Source organism: Paenibacillus sp. P46E, assembly GCF_001909095.1.
GTDB classification, from domain to species: Bacteria; Bacillota; Bacilli; order Paenibacillales; family Paenibacillaceae; genus Paenibacillus_AQ; species Paenibacillus_AQ helianthi.
Map to the genome: position 1 here is coordinate 1 of NZ_LVYZ01000059.1, position 14,604 is coordinate 14,604.

The 14,604-nt window shown below is 47.5% G+C and carries 16 protein-coding genes, 1 rRNA gene and 1 riboswitch; of the genes, 15 read left to right on the forward strand and 2 right to left on the reverse strand.

The genetic code is table 11. From position 1 onward, the window contains the following. Positions 1-135: 135 nt before the first annotated feature. Together rrf and A3849_RS22605 are read left to right on the forward strand one after the other, a co-directional pair. Positions 136-252 (forward strand): 5S ribosomal RNA (gene rrf, locus A3849_RS22600). Positions 253-511: 259 nt separating this feature from the next. Continuing rightward, a complete protein-coding gene (locus A3849_RS22605) occupies positions 512-925 on the forward strand; it encodes a hypothetical protein (RefSeq protein ID WP_074113426.1) in 414 nt (137 codons plus the stop codon). Between the two features lie 79 nt (positions 926-1,004). Here A3849_RS22605 and A3849_RS22610 read toward each other — a convergent pair whose 3' ends face one another. Next, the gene (locus tag A3849_RS22610) at positions 1,005-1,529 is read right to left on the reverse strand and encodes a hypothetical protein (RefSeq protein WP_074113427.1); all 525 of its coding nucleotides are present in this window, start codon (positions 1,527-1,529) and stop codon (positions 1,005-1,007) included. Between the two features lie 210 nt (positions 1,530-1,739). Between A3849_RS22610 and A3849_RS22615 the strand changes: the two genes are divergently transcribed. The 10 genes from A3849_RS22615 (at position 1,740) to rsmI (ending at position 9,473) form a co-directional block, all read left to right on the forward strand. Next, entirely contained in the window at positions 1,740-1,925 is a 186-nt protein-coding gene (locus tag A3849_RS22615; RefSeq protein ID WP_074113428.1) for a sigma factor G inhibitor Gin, read from the forward strand. Between the two features lie 211 nt (positions 1,926-2,136). Continuing rightward, positions 2,137-3,771, forward strand: a complete 1,635-nt coding sequence (locus A3849_RS22620; RefSeq protein WP_074113429.1) for an aminotransferase class I/II-fold pyridoxal phosphate-dependent enzyme — start codon at positions 2,137-2,139, stop codon at positions 3,769-3,771. Further along, the gene (gene tmk / locus A3849_RS22625; RefSeq protein WP_074113430.1) at positions 3,772-4,413 is read left to right on the forward strand and encodes a dTMP kinase; all 642 of its coding nucleotides are present in this window, start codon (positions 3,772-3,774) and stop codon (positions 4,411-4,413) included. It abuts the gene before it with no gap. Positions 4,414-4,527: 114 nt separating this feature from the next. Further along, positions 4,528-4,857 carry a cyclic-di-AMP receptor gene (locus A3849_RS22630; protein WP_020427905.1) on the forward strand — a complete coding sequence of 110 codons (330 nt, stop codon included), beginning with the start codon at positions 4,528-4,530 and terminating at the stop codon, positions 4,855-4,857. A gap of 41 nt (positions 4,858-4,898) precedes the next feature. Continuing rightward, positions 4,899-5,339 carry a YaaR family protein gene (locus tag A3849_RS22635; protein ID WP_074086904.1) on the forward strand — a complete coding sequence of 147 codons (441 nt, stop codon included), beginning with the start codon at positions 4,899-4,901 and terminating at the stop codon, positions 5,337-5,339. A 17-nt stretch (positions 5,340-5,356) separates the two neighbouring features. Further along, a complete protein-coding gene (gene holB / locus A3849_RS22640) occupies positions 5,357-6,331 on the forward strand; it encodes a DNA polymerase III subunit delta' (RefSeq protein WP_074113431.1) in 975 nt (324 codons plus the stop codon). 141 nt (positions 6,332-6,472) lie between these two features. Then, positions 6,473-7,273, forward strand: a complete 801-nt coding sequence (locus A3849_RS22645) for a PSP1 domain-containing protein (protein ID WP_074086906.1) — start codon at positions 6,473-6,475, stop codon at positions 7,271-7,273. Positions 7,274-7,303: 30 nt separating this feature from the next. Further along, complete coding sequence (locus tag A3849_RS22650; RefSeq protein WP_074113432.1) at positions 7,304-7,669, forward strand: initiation-control protein YabA; 366 nt, start codon at positions 7,304-7,306, stop codon at positions 7,667-7,669. 131 nt (positions 7,670-7,800) lie between these two features. Continuing rightward, complete coding sequence (locus A3849_RS22655) at positions 7,801-8,574, forward strand: tRNA1(Val) (adenine(37)-N6)-methyltransferase (RefSeq protein ID WP_074113433.1); 774 nt, start codon at positions 7,801-7,803, stop codon at positions 8,572-8,574. Beyond that, a complete protein-coding gene (gene rsmI / locus A3849_RS22660) occupies positions 8,571-9,473 on the forward strand; it encodes a 16S rRNA (cytidine(1402)-2'-O)-methyltransferase (RefSeq protein ID WP_074113434.1) in 903 nt (300 codons plus the stop codon). The genes A3849_RS22655 and rsmI overlap by 4 nt, the downstream gene beginning before the upstream one ends. A 466-nt stretch (positions 9,474-9,939) precedes the next feature. Here rsmI and A3849_RS22665 read toward each other — a convergent pair whose 3' ends face one another. Beyond that, positions 9,940-10,194: an AbrB/MazE/SpoVT family DNA-binding domain-containing protein gene (locus A3849_RS22665; protein WP_019914502.1), complete on the reverse strand. Its 255-nt coding sequence runs from the start codon at positions 10,192-10,194 to the stop codon at positions 9,940-9,942. A gap of 305 nt (positions 10,195-10,499) precedes the next feature. Here A3849_RS22665 and A3849_RS22670 point away from each other — a divergent pair, with 305 nt between their 5' ends. From A3849_RS22670 to A3849_RS22680, 3 genes are all read left to right on the forward strand, one after another. Next, complete coding sequence (locus A3849_RS22670) at positions 10,500-11,783, forward strand: HD domain-containing protein (RefSeq protein WP_074113435.1); 1,284 nt, start codon at positions 10,500-10,502, stop codon at positions 11,781-11,783. A 55-nt stretch (positions 11,784-11,838) separates the two neighbouring features. Beyond that, the gene (locus tag A3849_RS22675; RefSeq protein WP_074113436.1) at positions 11,839-12,609 is read left to right on the forward strand and encodes a TatD family hydrolase; all 771 of its coding nucleotides are present in this window, start codon (positions 11,839-11,841) and stop codon (positions 12,607-12,609) included. Between the two features lie 198 nt (positions 12,610-12,807). Beyond that, a riboswitch (cyclic di-AMP (ydaO/yuaA leader) is annotated at positions 12,808-13,036 on the forward strand. 289 nt (positions 13,037-13,325) lie between these two features. Further along, positions 13,326-14,486, forward strand: coding sequence for a resuscitation-promoting factor (locus A3849_RS22680; RefSeq protein WP_074113437.1), 1,161 nt, complete (start codon positions 13,326-13,328; stop codon positions 14,484-14,486). Positions 14,487-14,604: the final 118 nt, after the last annotated feature.

A 14,604-nucleotide genomic window follows, 5' to 3' on the forward strand; every position in this document is an offset into this window, starting at 1 on the left:
GTGGAAGCACGGTAACGTGTGGAGCTGACCAATACTAATCGGTCGAGGGCTTATCCAAATCTTAAAACGCAGATTCGTTTCGGATTCAGTTTTCAGGAATGAAGGTTCCTGAAGCATTTACGCTGTAAATGCCCGTTTGGTGGCGATAGCGGAGGGGTTCCACGCGTACCCATCCCGAACACGACCGTTAAGCCCTCCAGCGCCGATGGTACTTGGACCGAAGGGTCCTGGGAGAGTAGGACGTTGCCAAGCACATGAAGCCATTGTTGAGTCATCGACAATGGCTTTTTTGTTGTTTTGTACATATAAGGTATTGTGGTTTAAGTACAAAAAATAAATAAAACGCTTTCAATCGAGTGACATTTTTGTTACCGACGAACATTCTGTTCCAAGTATAATAGAAAAGTGCAAATATTAAGCACTTCCTTAATACGAATGGACTACTGATAAATCCGAGCATTTAATTTTTTTGTGTCTTTAGATGCATGGCAGTGGTAAGGAGGATTTAGGTATGAAGCGAACCCGACCATTATGGATAGTATTCATTCTTTGTATAGTTGGTGTAATGCTGGTTGGTTGCGGAACAAAGGAGCCTGCCTGGGACACCTTTGAAGGGGCTCTTAACGAAAAGGGTTTTCCTGTTCCTAAGGAAGCTAATTCTACGGACCGGACAACTAGTAATGTAGCTATGGATTATGTCCGGTATTCTATGCCTGATCTCAAGGAAAAGGAAGGTATTCCGGAACCTTACCGGAAGGCAATAGAAGCTTGGGGATGGGAAGAGCAAAAGGATGAGGATTCGACAAATTCCCGGGTTTATCAGAAGGATGGAATGATTGTACACTTAACCGTGCACAATGGTTATTTTATAGTCATGATTCCGAAGGAAAAGAAGGCCTCAATTAAAGGACTTAAGACAAAATAAACAAGCGCCATCCATAGCAGGATGGCGCTTGTTTTAGCTCCAAATGTAGTGGCCTTTGCCGTATGTATATATGATATTTCTATTGTGAGTAATAGGAGGCATCGGCAGGGGTAAACTTCAACATACCGTCCTTTTGTTCGCGGTGTAAGCGGAATAGTATATACAAACGGGGTAAGAGTACCCATAGATGAAATACTGCCAAAGACACAGTGAAGGCTAAAGGGGCCCAGACGATAAAAAGTGCAGTGATGGAAAGGCCGATCCAGAAGTTATGAAGTTGTACTTTGCGGAAAATACCGTAGTTAATGTACTGGTCAGGTATATATCCGGGCCATGGCAGACGGAATGACATTTTCCACCGCTTAGCAATGGGGTGTCCAGAAATTAGCAGAACAGAACGTGAGATTACATACTGAATCCATAGAACGACGGGTGCGGCAATGATCATAAACAGGATGCTCCACCAAGAGAGGAAAATGGTCTCAAACACCACACAGATAATGGGGAGCGCCATATAGACACGCAGCCAAGCGGCAGAAGTATTGATTTTTTTGATTAGTTTGTACTGGTAGAATGTAGCTGAGCCTTTGTTGTTTGCTTCCATAAGAAAGCGCTGACCTCCTCACAAGTCCTTATGATACTAATATCGGCGGGTGAAGGTATTTTATTAAACTCACTTAGGCATAATCACCAATTGGGCGGTTGATGAATACATATATTTTAAGCCAATGAAGGATGGGAAAAATCTATGAAAAGGTTTAAAATGATAGAAAGTGTATCATACTGTTCTTAAAAGAGTCAAGGTGGGATGGTAATGGAACAGCAAACCGAGCAAGCCTGCATCATCTGCGGGCAGATGAAAGAAGAAGGAATCGTAATTGTCTCACATTTCATTTGCGAGGATTGTGAGGCTGAGATGGTACGTACCGAGGCTGAAGACGCCAAATACCGTTTTTTCGTAGGCCGGTTGAAGAAGATTGATCTGCAAAAGAATGCGTGAACAAACTATGTGGTAGGCTTAATGAATAGTAGAAAGTTTGATAATAGACCGGATAAGTATCTGCACCATTAAGAATGACCAATATAACGGCTTCACCTGTTCTTTTGGCGGGAGGAGCTGTTTTGTTATGTGTAAGCTTTTTGGCCGAAATATAGGCGTATGGGCATATTTGCGTTAAAATAGAAGGTAACCCCCAGGGAAGGAAGAAAAGATGGATAGACTAGAGCCTGGCAGGGCACCTGTATATGAAATGCTGGAACAATATAGAGTAAAGGGTAATATCTCTTATCATGTACCTGGACATAAGAACGGAGATGCCTATCGAGGGCAAGAAGGTGCCGGTTTCTTAACAGAGGTGATGAGGTACGATGTAACTGAAATTACTGGTACGGATGATCTTCATCATCCTGAAGGAGTCATTCGGGAAGCGCAAGAGCTGGCGGCGGATTGTTTTGGGGCCGAGGAGAGTTTTTTTCTGGTTGGGGGCAGCACTGTTGGCAATTTGGCGTTGATCCTTACGGTGTGTCCTGAGCCTGGAATGACACTTATCCTTCAACGGAATGTTCACAAGTCGGTTATCCATGGTTTGATGCTGGCTGGGGTTCGTGCTGTTTTTGTGGAGCCACAGATGGATTGGCACAGCGGCCTTATGGTTGCTCCTGCGGTTCAGTCGATTCAGAATGCCCTTGCAGCCTATCCTGAGGCCGCTGCCGTCCTGGTCACTATGCCAAATTACTATGGCATGGGCAGTGATCTCGCGCCCCTCGCGCAGGCCTGCCACGACAGCGGTGTTCCGCTGCTGGTGGATGAAGCGCACGGGGCGCATTACGGACAGCACCCTGCGCTGCCAGCGGGGGCGCTGATGTGTGGCGCGGACGGCGTGGTGCAGTCCACGCACAAGATGCTGCCGGCGCTGACGATGGGCGCCATGCTGCATGTGCAAGGGCCATGGCTCGACCGCGCGCTGCTGCGGCAGCGGCTCGCCATGGTTCAGAGCTCCAGCCCATCATACCCCGTGATGGCTTCGCTCGATCTGGCCCGCCGGCTGGTGCATAGCCAGCGGGCCGGGGCCTTCACGGCGGGACTCGCCGCCGTGGATGTACTTCGGCGCGGCCTGGCCTCGCTGCCGCGTTACGGGCTGCTGCAGCCGGCAGAGCCGCTGCAGCTTGACTGCGGCGCTGCTGGTGCAGGCGCCGTTGCTGAGATGCCGCCGCAGAGCGTGGCGGCATACAGCACCCAGGACCCCTTCAAGGCGGTCATATATGATGCCGCCGGGGTCCTGGGAGGCTTCGAGCTGCAGCGCAGGCTCGAAGAGAAGGGGATCGTGCCGGAGATGAGTGATGACCGGCACGTGGTGCTTGCCTTCAGTCTTGGCTCGAAGGCGGAGGATTCGGGGCTGCTGTTGGCTGCGTTGCAGGAGATAGCCGATGAGACAGCAGAGGCGACGGTAAACCTCGATGAAGATATTATTAGGCAGGGACTTTCAACGGGATGCCTGCCTACCCGGCCAGCAGATGGGGTAGTTCCTGATTCCGCAAAAAATTCCACGTGGAACAATTTCACGAATGATTTAATTTCCGGCCCTGTGTTATTTTCGATGAAACCAGTGAATCTATTGGAAACTGAAAGTATTGGGCTTGAATATAGTACGGGTAGAATGTCGGCGGAAATGGTGATACCCTATCCCCCTGGGATTCCACTTCTATATCCAGGAGAAAAGATAAGCGAAGATACCTGCAACCGGCTTATTGGCCTCAGCCAAGGGGGAGCCAAATTCCAGGCCTGTGCGGATCCGGCTTTACAACAAATTCTGGTTTACAACATTAAGAAGGGCGGAGACGCATAAGTGGCACAAGAAGGTTTCTTTATTACTCTGGAGGGAGGCGATGGCTCCGGAAAAACAACAGTACTCGGCAGAGTAGCAGCCTATCTGCAGAATCATTCCATGCCTTACCTGATTACCCGTGAACCCGGCGGCATTGAAATTGCTGAGAAAATCCGTTCCATAATTCTCGATCCGGCCCACACTGCGATGGATGCACGTACGGAAGCGCTGCTATATGCAGCATCCCGAAGCCAGCATTTGGCGGAAGTGGTCGAGCCGGCGCTTAAAGAAGGACTTACCGTGCTATGTGACCGTTTTGTCGACAGCAGTCTGGTTTATCAGGGCTATGCCAGAGGATTGGGTATCGAAGAGGTAAGGAAAATTAATCAATTTGCTACCAGCGGACGTACCCCGGATCTCACGTTTTATCTTGATGTGGACCCGGAAGTAGGGTTGTCTCGGATTGCTGCCAATGAGGAGCGGGAAGTGAACCGTCTCGACTTGGAGAGTCTGGCTTTTCATCAAAAGGTTAGGGATGGATATTGCCAAGTCATAAAGTCTGATCCTGAGCGGATCGTGGTGCTTGATGCCAACCGTCCCATTCACATGGTGGAGCAAGATATTGTCCGCATACTGAAGGAACGAATATTAAAGGATTTCTGAGACGCTTTGTCTAATTAAACTAAGTGTACCAAAGCGTATGCTATCGAAGCGGGTATTTGTACGAAGTGAATGTATGAAGCCAAGCTCACAAAACTTTTAGGAGGGATAGCGAAGATGAATCTGATCATTGCAATTATCCAGGATAAAGACAGCAACCGGTTGTCGAGTGAACTAGTCAAAGCAAACTTTCGTGCAACGAAGCTTGCCAGTACAGGCGGATTTCTACGGGCAGGCAACACTACATTTATGATTGGTGTTGACGACTCTCAGGTTGAGGCTGTATTAACTGTTATTCGTAACAGCTGCAAGGTACGCGAACAGCTTGTCACTCCAGTGACTCCAATGAGTGGTACGACGGATTCCTATTTACCGCTTCCTGTAGAGGTACAAGTAGGCGGGGCTACCGTATTTGTACTTCCTGTCGATCGTTTTGAGCATTATTGAGCATAGTATAGATAAATTCTCCGTAAAGGGCGGTGGAACCTTTGAAAATCAATCCCGGCTATAGGCCCTTAAAAAGTGAGCTGCCGACAGCTGGAGCGGGGAGGCCCGTTCAGCAGAAAACCTTTACCGATATATTTCAGCAGCAAGGTGAACAAAAAACAATAGATGAGCTGAACCAAAAGATCAAGGATATTCAGCAGCAGGGAGACCGGCTTGCCAAATCCATGACGGTCCGTGAACTTGCGATATACCGGAATATGATCAAAAAGTTCCTGGAAGAAACCGCCCGAAGAGGCGTTATTCTAAAGGAAACCAAGGGCTGGGACCGCCGGGGGCGGGGGAAACGTTACAAACTGCTGGAGGAAATAGATGCCGCTCTGCTAAATATGGCTGATGAACTGCTTGAGAGTGAGCAGGGCCGTATAGATTTGCTGGGGCGGGTCGGAGAAATTCGAGGTTTGCTGATCAACCTTTCTTTTTAAAAGACTTGGAGGAATGTATGTCTTTTCATGATATATTAGGCCAGGAGGATGCCAAACGCCTGCTACAAAACGCATTACGCAAAGATGCAGTAAGCCATGCCTATCTGTTCACAGGACCACCCGGAAGTGGTCAAATGAAGACAGCGCAGATGTTCGCCCAAGCTATATTTTGTACCACCAGTGAAGATGATGCGTGCGGAGAATGTCTGGAATGCCGTAAGGTAGAACATGGAAACCATCCGGATTTATCTCTGCTTAAGCCTGATGGGGCAAGCATCAAAATTGATCAGATCCGCGAGCTGCAACGCATGTTCTCATACCGCTCAGAGGGTGTTAACCCAAAGGTGTATATTATAGAAGGAGCGGACAAGATGACGGTTCAGGCCGCAAATAGTCTGCTTAAGTTTTTAGAGGAGCCTCCGGCACCTGCGGTGGGCATTCTGATTTCCGACAATAGCAGTTCCCTGCTGCCGACAATCCAGTCCAGAACGCAGCGCATTCCATTTAGTCCTCTGCATCCCGACATTATGCTTCAGGCGCTGTCCAGTGAGGGGGTTCCGGTGCCACTGGCACGATGTGCGGTATCACTGACTTCGGGACTTGATGGATGCAGGGAACTTTTGGCACAGAATTGGTTTGCAGAAATGAGAAATCTAGTGTTACAATTAGCGAAGGAGTCTTTGGGCAAGGGCAGCTCCGCGGTAGCAACCGCCGGGCAGAAGCTGTTCAAGACCGGACTCAGCGAACATTTGGATATCCTGTTCAGCATGTTCCACTTATGGTTCAAAGATATGCTTTACTTCCTGTACCGAAAGCACGAAAGTATCGTTTTCATAGATCAGTTAGACTTTATTTCCAAGTCTGCCCGTCAGCGGAGTACGGAACAATGGGTGGCCTATATGGAATTTGCTGCAGAGAGCAAGCGTAAGCTGCGATCCAATGCCAATGCTCAATTGTGTCTGGAACAGTTCCTAATCCGATTGGAAAGTTAATGGGTTAGTTTTGATATATCCTCCGGATCAACGCTTCAGCCTGGAAGTATGGGTTTAACGGATGAGGAAGGACAAGCATGGATCACCAGGGAGCGGACTTGCTTAAGGGTTCCTTTTACCGGCAAACAAGGGGGTTAATTTTTGTACAGCGTAGTAGGTGTCCGCTTTAAAAAAGCGGGTAAAATATATTATTTTGATCCGCTCGATTTTCCGATTGAACGGGATCAATGTGTGATCGTGGAGACAGCAAGAGGTGTCGAGTACGGTAAAGTTGTCGTTGGAAAAAAAGAGGTGCAGGAAGCGGATGTGGTGTTGCCTCTCAAAAAAGTCATGCGGATTGCCGGAGAAACGGACGCACGCGTGGTGGAAGAGAACAAAGGTGCAGCGAAGGATGCTTTTACCACCTGTTTAAATAAAATCCGCGATCATGGCCTCAAAATGAAGCTTGTGGATGTGGAATTTACGTTTGACCGCAATAAAATTATTTTTTATTTTACTGCTGAAGGCCGGGTCGATTTTCGTGAGTTGGTCAAGGATCTGGCAAGCATTTTCCGTACCCGCATTGAGCTTCGGCAGATCGGTGTGCGTGATGAGGCTAAGATGCTCGGTGGGTTAGGGCCTTGTGGTCGGGTACTTTGCTGCTCCTCCTGGCTTGGAGATTTCGAGCCTGTATCCATAAAAATGGCTAAAGACCAAAATCTCTCACTAAACCCAACAAAGATCTCGGGTCTTTGCGGAAGACTCATGTGTTGCTTGAAATTTGAGCATGATAATTACGAAAGCACGAAGGAAGAAATGCCAGCGGTAGGCAAGCTAGTCGTAACCTCACTGGGTGACGGTAAGGTGGTTGGCATTAATGCCGGAAGCCGTACAGTTCATGTACAGTTGTTCGAAGTGGGCAAAGTTAAAGAACTTCCAATGGATGATGTTGTCGTCAAGTAAACCATATAAGGTTACTTTCGGGGTGGAAACTTGGAGAAGATAAATATATTTGCACACATGCAGGAGATGGAAGCGCAGATGGAGAACATGCGCGCAAGTCTCGGAGATTGGAAACAGACGGTTAAGGAATTAATGGAAGCCAATCAAAGGCTAAGTCTGGAGAATGAACAGCTTCGTAAAATATTGAAGCGGGAGGCCCCTTTGGACCCTGCCGCCCATTCTGCTGAAGCAGAGGCTCTTTTGGCCGCAAGCGAGGGAACAGAGGAGGTTGTCGGGGAAGGCTATGACAATCTGGCGCGGCTCTATCATGAAGGTTTTCACATCTGCAATGTCTATTTCGGGCATTTACGTACAGAGGGTGACTGCCTGTTCTGTCTTTCGTTTCTTAATAAATGAGCAAATCCAGCCGTAGGAGATTTACGCCTACGGTTTTTTTTGAATTTAGCAGGGTGTATGCTTCTGGAGCAAATTTTGTTTGAAGACAACTCAGGAAGTATATACTTAAGCACAACTTTTAGGAGAACACTATGACGAATTCTTTTAACGATGTGCCGGTTCCTTTGTATGGCGCAGAGCGGGTAGATGATTTACTGACACATGACTTAAAGATTATTCAGAGCGACGAGGTGTTCAGCTTTTCAATGGATGCAGTGTTGCTTGCAAGATTCGCCAGTGTACCGCCGCGTGGCAAGGTACTGGATTTGTGTACTGGCAATGGCGTGATCCCGATGCTTCTTACCACACGTACCAAGGCCACTATAGAAGGTATTGAGATTCAGCCGCGTCTGGCAGATATGGCTCGTCGAAGCGTAGCGATGAACGGGCTGGAGGATCGGGTAAGTATACATGAGGGGGATTTACGTGAGTTGCACCATACGGCAGGTTACGGTGTGTATGATGCGATAACCGTTAACCCGCCCTATATGCCGCTGAACGGGAGTGACCTTAAACTGAATACCCATCAGGCTATGGCCCGCCACGAGCTGGGCTGCACTCTTGAGGAGGTCATTCAGGCCTGTGTACGGCTTGTCCGAACCGGGGGAAAGGTAAGCATGGTTCACAAGCCACAGCGTCTGGTGGATATCATCAGTCTGATGAGACAATACCGGCTGGAGCCGAAGCTGATCCGTTTTGTTCATCCGCGTGCCCATCTGGAGGCTAATATGGTATTAATCGAGGCTGCACGGGACGGCAAGCCAGAGGTACGTTTACAACCCCCATTGATCGTATATAATGAGGACAATCAATATTGTCCGGAAATTCTGGATATCTACTACGGAGCTAAAGAGGGTAAATCATGACGATCTCGTGTCAAAGCAGCTTTCAAAACAGGAATATAGATCAGCAAAAAGGAACGGGCTCACTGTATCTGGTAGCGACTCCCATTGGCAACTTGGAGGATATGACGTATCGTGCTGTGCGTACGCTGCAGGAATGCGATATTATCGCCGCCGAGGATACGAGACAGACCCGCAAATTGCTAAGCCACTTCGAAATCACACCTTCGATGCTGTTCAGTTATCATGAGCATAATAAGGCGGCCAGTGGACCAGAGCTTATCCGCTATATAATAGAAGGTAAAAATCTGGCACTGGTCAGCGACGCCGGTCTGCCGGCCATTTCCGACCCTGGAGCCGATCTCGTAGCGCTTGCGGTCAGTCACGGTATTCCTGTGATTCCGATCCCTGGAGCAAATGCTGCGCTGTCTGCTTTGATTGCTTCCGGCTTGCCTACTAATAGCTTCACCTTCATCGGGTTCCTGCCAAGGGAGCGTAAGGATATTCGCACCGTGCTGTCAGGGCTCCGTTCAGCGCAAGGCACCCTATTGTTCTATGAATCACCGCATCGCGTAGCAAAAACATTGGCTCACCTGCAGGAGACCTTCGGTAACCGCCAGGTTGTACTCGCCCGTGAATTGACAAAACGGTACGAGGAGTTCCTGCGCGGAACGATTGAAGAATGTGTGGTCTGGTTGTCGGATCATCCACCACTGGGTGAGTACGTGATTGTGCTGGAGGGGGAGAGCAAAGAGGAGGCCAAGCTCGCCGAATCATCCTGGTGGCGTGAACTCAGCATTGAGGAGCATGTGGCTCATTATGAAACTTCAGGATTGACCCGTAAGGACGCTATGAAAAAAGCAGCATCAGATCGTGGGTTGGCCAAACGGGATATTTATAATGCTCTACTGGAAAAAGAGTAAGAAAATATTGATGAGGAATTCCTTATATTAGTTGTAAATGTAGTTTCTACATTTATATATATGGTAAAGGGAGAGTTTAGAGTATATATCTGGGTATAAGTGTAGCTAAGTGATTCCCGCAGGGAGAGCGGCTTGCAGCACCGCACGTTACCCGGGAGCGCCTTGCGCAGATGCTATAGGCGTGTAGCCTATGGCGAAACCTTCCGCATGACAAGGCCCCGAGGACTTTCCCGAAAAAGGGACGGTCAACCATTAGCCGTTACTCCTTTACGTGCGGCCACATGATCAGACAAGCTTCCGGGTGTAGAGGGCCAGGGTCCTTGGGGCCTTCCCTGGAGGGTTTGGGAGGGTAAACCTCAGTAGGGTAAAACAGCAAAAAAATACCTCCCGCAATAACGGGAGGCCAAGGAGATATAAAAAGGTTAGAATTAACAATTTGATTAGTTCTTATTATAACCTATTTGTTTTAATTTGTCACAGGGGTAGGGATGGCAGAAATGCATTCGTGACAAACAATTTTTCCTTTGAAATAGGTTACATTTTCAGCATTGCCACAGAATATGCAAGCAGGCTCATATTTTTTAAGCATGATCCGCTCACCGTCCACGTAAATTTCGAGCGCATCCTTTTCTCCGATGCCCAGTGTACGGCGCAATTCAATTGGAATAACAACCCGTCCTAGCTCGTCTACTTTTCTAACTATACCTGTTGATTTCATCATTGTAATCGTTGCTCCTCTCAATGTTCAAAAGCGTCATTATTCGACAATGTTCACCGTTTTATGATATTTATAATACCAACCATTCCCAAAACAGTCAACCTTTTTTACGGGCAATTTCAAGGGAATTTTGAAAAAAACTTTTGTGACGCTTATAAATAACGCTAATCGTACGAAAATTGCTAAAAAGTAATTTGTCGATTTGTAAATCTATAAACCGTCACGGTTCGACAAAGTGCGACATTATCTACCATTATAACCTTTGTTTCAACTGATTTCTATTCTTATTATTCAAAGGAGTTGAACTTATGAAGCAACCGCTGACAGAAGAGAAGGTTTTTAAAGACCCGGTACACAACTATATTCATGTTCAGGATACGATCATCTGGCGATTGATCAATACCAGCGAATTTCAGCGTTTGCGTCGCATTCGCCAGCTGGGTACTTCTTATCTAACCTTCCACGGAGCAGAGCATAGCCGTTTTTCCCACTCCCTGGGCGTTTACGAAATTACTCGGCGAATCATTTCCCAGTTTGAAAGAAGCGGGTACAAGGATTGGATGCCGGAGGAGAGTCTGCTTACATTATGTGCAGCGCTCTTACATGATTTGGGCCATGGGCCATTCTCCCATTCAATAGAAGAAGCTTTTGAAATGAACCATGAGGATTGGACCTGCAGAATTATACAGGAGAATACGGAAATTACTGCTATACTGCGCGATGTGAGTGAAGATTTCCCGCGTAAGGTTGCCTCTGTAATTGCCAAAACATATGAGCACGAAATCGTGGTTAACCTGGTGTCGGGTCCTCTGGATGCGGATCGCATGGATTATTTGCTGCGGGATGCTTACTACACCGGAGTGAACTATGGGACCATCGATATTGACCGTATTCTTAGAATGCTGCGTCCTTATAATGGGCGGGTTGTCGTAAAGGAATCAGGCATGCATGCCATTGAGGATTATCTGATGTCACGGTATCAGATGTATTGGCAGGTTTATTTCCACCCGGTTACGCGCAGTTCGGAGATTATTTTGCGTCAGATTTTCCGCAGGGCGAAAGAGCTTCTTCAGGAGGGTTACTCCTTCCGCTTTATGATCAATCCACTCAGTGATCTATTTTGTGGAGAGATTAATGTAGAACAGTATTTACTGCTGGATGAAGCCTTGGTCCAGACTGCCTTTATGCAGTGGACGCTGGAATCCGATGAAATCTTAGCTGACTTGTGCAGCCGATTTATTCATCGTAAACTGTATAAATATGTGGAGATGGATCATCTCGATTCGGAGACGATTGACGAAATCCGCCGCAGTTTTGCCGGTGCCGGGCTGCGTCCTGATTACGACCTGGAAATTGATTATCCGACAGATCTTCCTTATGATGTTTTTCGTCCGGGGCAGGGCTTTGACAGCAAACAAATTTTGCTGCTGGACCGGCATGACAAACTGCGGGAAATCTCTGAAGTATCGGATATAGTCCGCTCAATCAGCGGCATTCACCGCGGGCGGTATCACCTTTATTTTCCGCAGGACAAGCTGCAGAATGTGCTTACACAGCTGCCCGACGCTATTGCTGAGATCTTTGCAAAATAATACAAAAATTTCTGGAATTCATCATAGAAAACAAGACTGAAAGGAAGATGCAAGCATGCGTTTATTCGACACACATACTCATCTGGATGCACCGCAATTCGACGAGGACCGTGAGCAGGTTATTGCCCGTGCGTTAGAGGCTGGTGTCAGCAAGATGATTAACATCGGATTTAACCGGGAAACGATTCCAACGACAATGAAACTTGCAGAAGAGTATGATTATATTTATGCAGCGGTCGGCTGGCACCCCGTGGACGCCATAGACATGAAAGAGGAGGATATGGACTGGATCGCCTCCCTGTGCAGCCATAAAAAGGTGGTGGCTATCGGAGAAATTGGACTTGATTACTACTGGGATACTTCTCCTAAGGAGGTACAGCATGAGGTATTCCGCAAACAGATTGGAATGGCACGGGAACTGAAAATGCCTATCTGTATACATAATCGTGATGCCCATGAGGATGTGGTACGGATTTTGCGGGAAGAGAAGGCAAATGAAATTGGCGGTGTCATGCACTCCTTTTCCGGCAGCTGGGAAACAGCCAAAATGTGTCTTGATCTGGGCTTTCATTTATCCTTCGGCGGACCCGTGACTTTCAAGAATGCCAGGGTGCCTAAAGAGGTGCTTGCCCAGACTCCAATGGACCGGCTTTTGATCGAAACTGACTCCCCATATCTGACGCCTCACCCCTTCCGCGGGAAGCGAAATGAGAGTGCTCATGTGAAGCTTGTCGCCGAGGCGGCAGCGGAAATAAAAGGGATTGATTTACAGGAATTAGCTGAAATTACGTATGCGAACGCACTGGAACGATTTGGAATTGTCTGAAAACGGGAGAAAAACAGGTGAAAAAAGAAGTATAGCCGATATATTAAACTTTTTTAATAAAGAAATGGCTGATTATTACAATATTTTAACGATTTTTTTACGTAAACGTGGTTGAATCGTGCTTTACAACATGCATCAAAACAGGATATCATCTTTTCAGTGAAGTGAGCTGTTGTTACTGTGACAGTCACAATTTCATGGATCGTCTCGCTGAGTCTCCGTATGGAGAACGGGGGAACCAATAATGATCTGCCGCATGTCCGTACATAGAGTACAGCATAGAAATGCCGCAGACTTTATTTGATTTCTTCACGTGGTCTTTGGGGTGAATTTGAGGGCAACCGCCGTGAGCGGGTGACCTGAGATAGGGCGTCTCTCTTATGCCCGAACCCGACAGCTAACCCCGTAAGCGCAAGTAAGAGAGGAAACCTCGTGCATAAACATTCCCGCGTATTCTGACACCCGGAGAGCCACGAAAGAGTCCTCTGTGAACTCTTTTGGGCTTTTTTTGTTTTTTGAATAATGGGGATGTTCCCAGCATACTGTTATATAACAGATGTCTGGAGTAGCTATGCCGAGCAGGCGATCCATGAGCAGGAAACGCTAAAGCAATGCGGGCGTATCCTGTGCAATCTCAAACCTAGTTTCGTCAGAAGTGATAAGTCACCTTTGCTATACAACTTGGACGACGGGGCTATGTAAGGAGGATGGAGAGAGTGGGCGTATTCCAACCAGAAGTATCCCATGATTCGCAATCATCCAGCAGGTCTTTCGCATTACGGTGGAAGCAAGTGAATCCTCGCGTACTTTCGCTTGCAGGCGCAGCATCAATTGTAATCGCGCTGGTAATTCTGCTGTACGTACACGGTCAAAGCATTAAAGAAATAACTTTAGTAATAGACGGAAAGGTACAAACGCTGGAGACGCGGGATGCGCTGCTCAGCGATGTGCTGGCAAAGGAACAAATTTCGCTTCAGCCGCATGATGCTTTATCCATTGGCCTTAGTGATGAAATAAAAGACGGCGACCGTGTCGTAATCAACCGTGCGCAGGCCCTTAAGCTTACTGCGGATGGAACAACCCAAACGCTGTACACGACCGAGGATACCATCGGTCAGGCGATTGACAAACTGGGCATCAGCCTGGAAAGCTACGATAAGATTTATCCTTCGCTCAACACTGCAGTTTCTGCCGACATGGAAATCAAAATTGTCCGAATCAACAAGCAAGTGGTACAGCGGACAACGAATTTGCCTTTCCGAGTGATTAAGACCGCAGACCCCTCCCTGACTAAGGGAACTGTAAGAGTTGCACAAGCAGGCAAACCGGGCGTAATGATCCAGCATATAGAGAAAATCTATAAAGATGGCGAGCTGGCATCTATGCGTATGGTGGGCAAGGAAGTACAGGCGGTTACCAAAGACAAGATCATTGCTATTGGTACCAAAGCACTTCCCAAGGCTGCTGTAGCTACTACTGCAACTTCCAATTCAACCACTACCACAAAATCATCTAAAGTTAGCGCGAACAGCAACAATGTTGCCAGCAAGGCAGGTATGGATTTTGAGTACAAAAAAATAATTAAAAATGTATCCATGACGGCTTATTCATCTGAAGAGCCAGGTATCGGTACCCGTACGGCTTCCGGCACACGCGTAACGGAAGGTAGGACTATCGCTGTAGATCCAGACGTAATACCTATTGGCTGGTGGGTGTATATTGAGGGACTTGGGTTTCGCCGTGCAGAGGATACCGGCGGTGCCATTAAAGGCAACAAGGTAGATGTCTATTATGATTCACTGAGCCATGCCCGTAACTTCGGCCGTAAATCGCGTACGATTTATGTGATTGGACCTGTGAAGCCAGAGCTGAATTAAGCAGCAGATTTTTGCAAAATAGCGTTTTATAAGATATAGTGAGGGTAGCACTTAAGACTGTTACGGAATTATAGAGCTGCCGCTCATCACTTATACATTCTTTAGCCAATAAGAAGGG

Excerpts from the sequence above, each read along its gene's own strand:
- A3849_RS22675 (WP_074113436.1), top strand. The coding sequence starts at position 11,839 with ATGCGTTTATTCGACACACATACTCATCTGGATGCACCGCAATTCGAC.
- A3849_RS22655 (WP_074113433.1), top strand. The coding sequence starts at position 7,801 with ATGACGAATTCTTTTAACGATGTGCCGGTTCCTTTGTATGGCGCAGAG.
- A3849_RS22665 (WP_019914502.1), bottom strand. The coding sequence starts at position 10,194 with ATGATGAAATCAACAGGTATAGTTAGAAAAGTAGACGAGCTAGGACGG.
- A3849_RS22620 (WP_074113429.1), top strand. The coding sequence starts at position 2,137 with ATGGATAGACTAGAGCCTGGCAGGGCACCTGTATATGAAATGCTGGAA.
- A3849_RS22610 (WP_074113427.1), bottom strand. The coding sequence starts at position 1,529 with ATGGAAGCAAACAACAAAGGCTCAGCTACATTCTACCAGTACAAACTA.
- holB (WP_074113431.1), top strand. The coding sequence starts at position 5,357 with ATGTCTTTTCATGATATATTAGGCCAGGAGGATGCCAAACGCCTGCTA.
- A3849_RS22605 (WP_074113426.1), top strand. The coding sequence starts at position 512 with ATGAAGCGAACCCGACCATTATGGATAGTATTCATTCTTTGTATAGTT.
- A3849_RS22615 (WP_074113428.1), top strand. The coding sequence starts at position 1,740 with ATGGAACAGCAAACCGAGCAAGCCTGCATCATCTGCGGGCAGATGAAA.
- A3849_RS22670 (WP_074113435.1), top strand. The coding sequence starts at position 10,500 with ATGAAGCAACCGCTGACAGAAGAGAAGGTTTTTAAAGACCCGGTACAC.
- rsmI (WP_074113434.1), top strand. The coding sequence starts at position 8,571 with ATGACGATCTCGTGTCAAAGCAGCTTTCAAAACAGGAATATAGATCAG.
- A3849_RS22630 (WP_020427905.1), top strand. The coding sequence starts at position 4,528 with ATGAATCTGATCATTGCAATTATCCAGGATAAAGACAGCAACCGGTTG.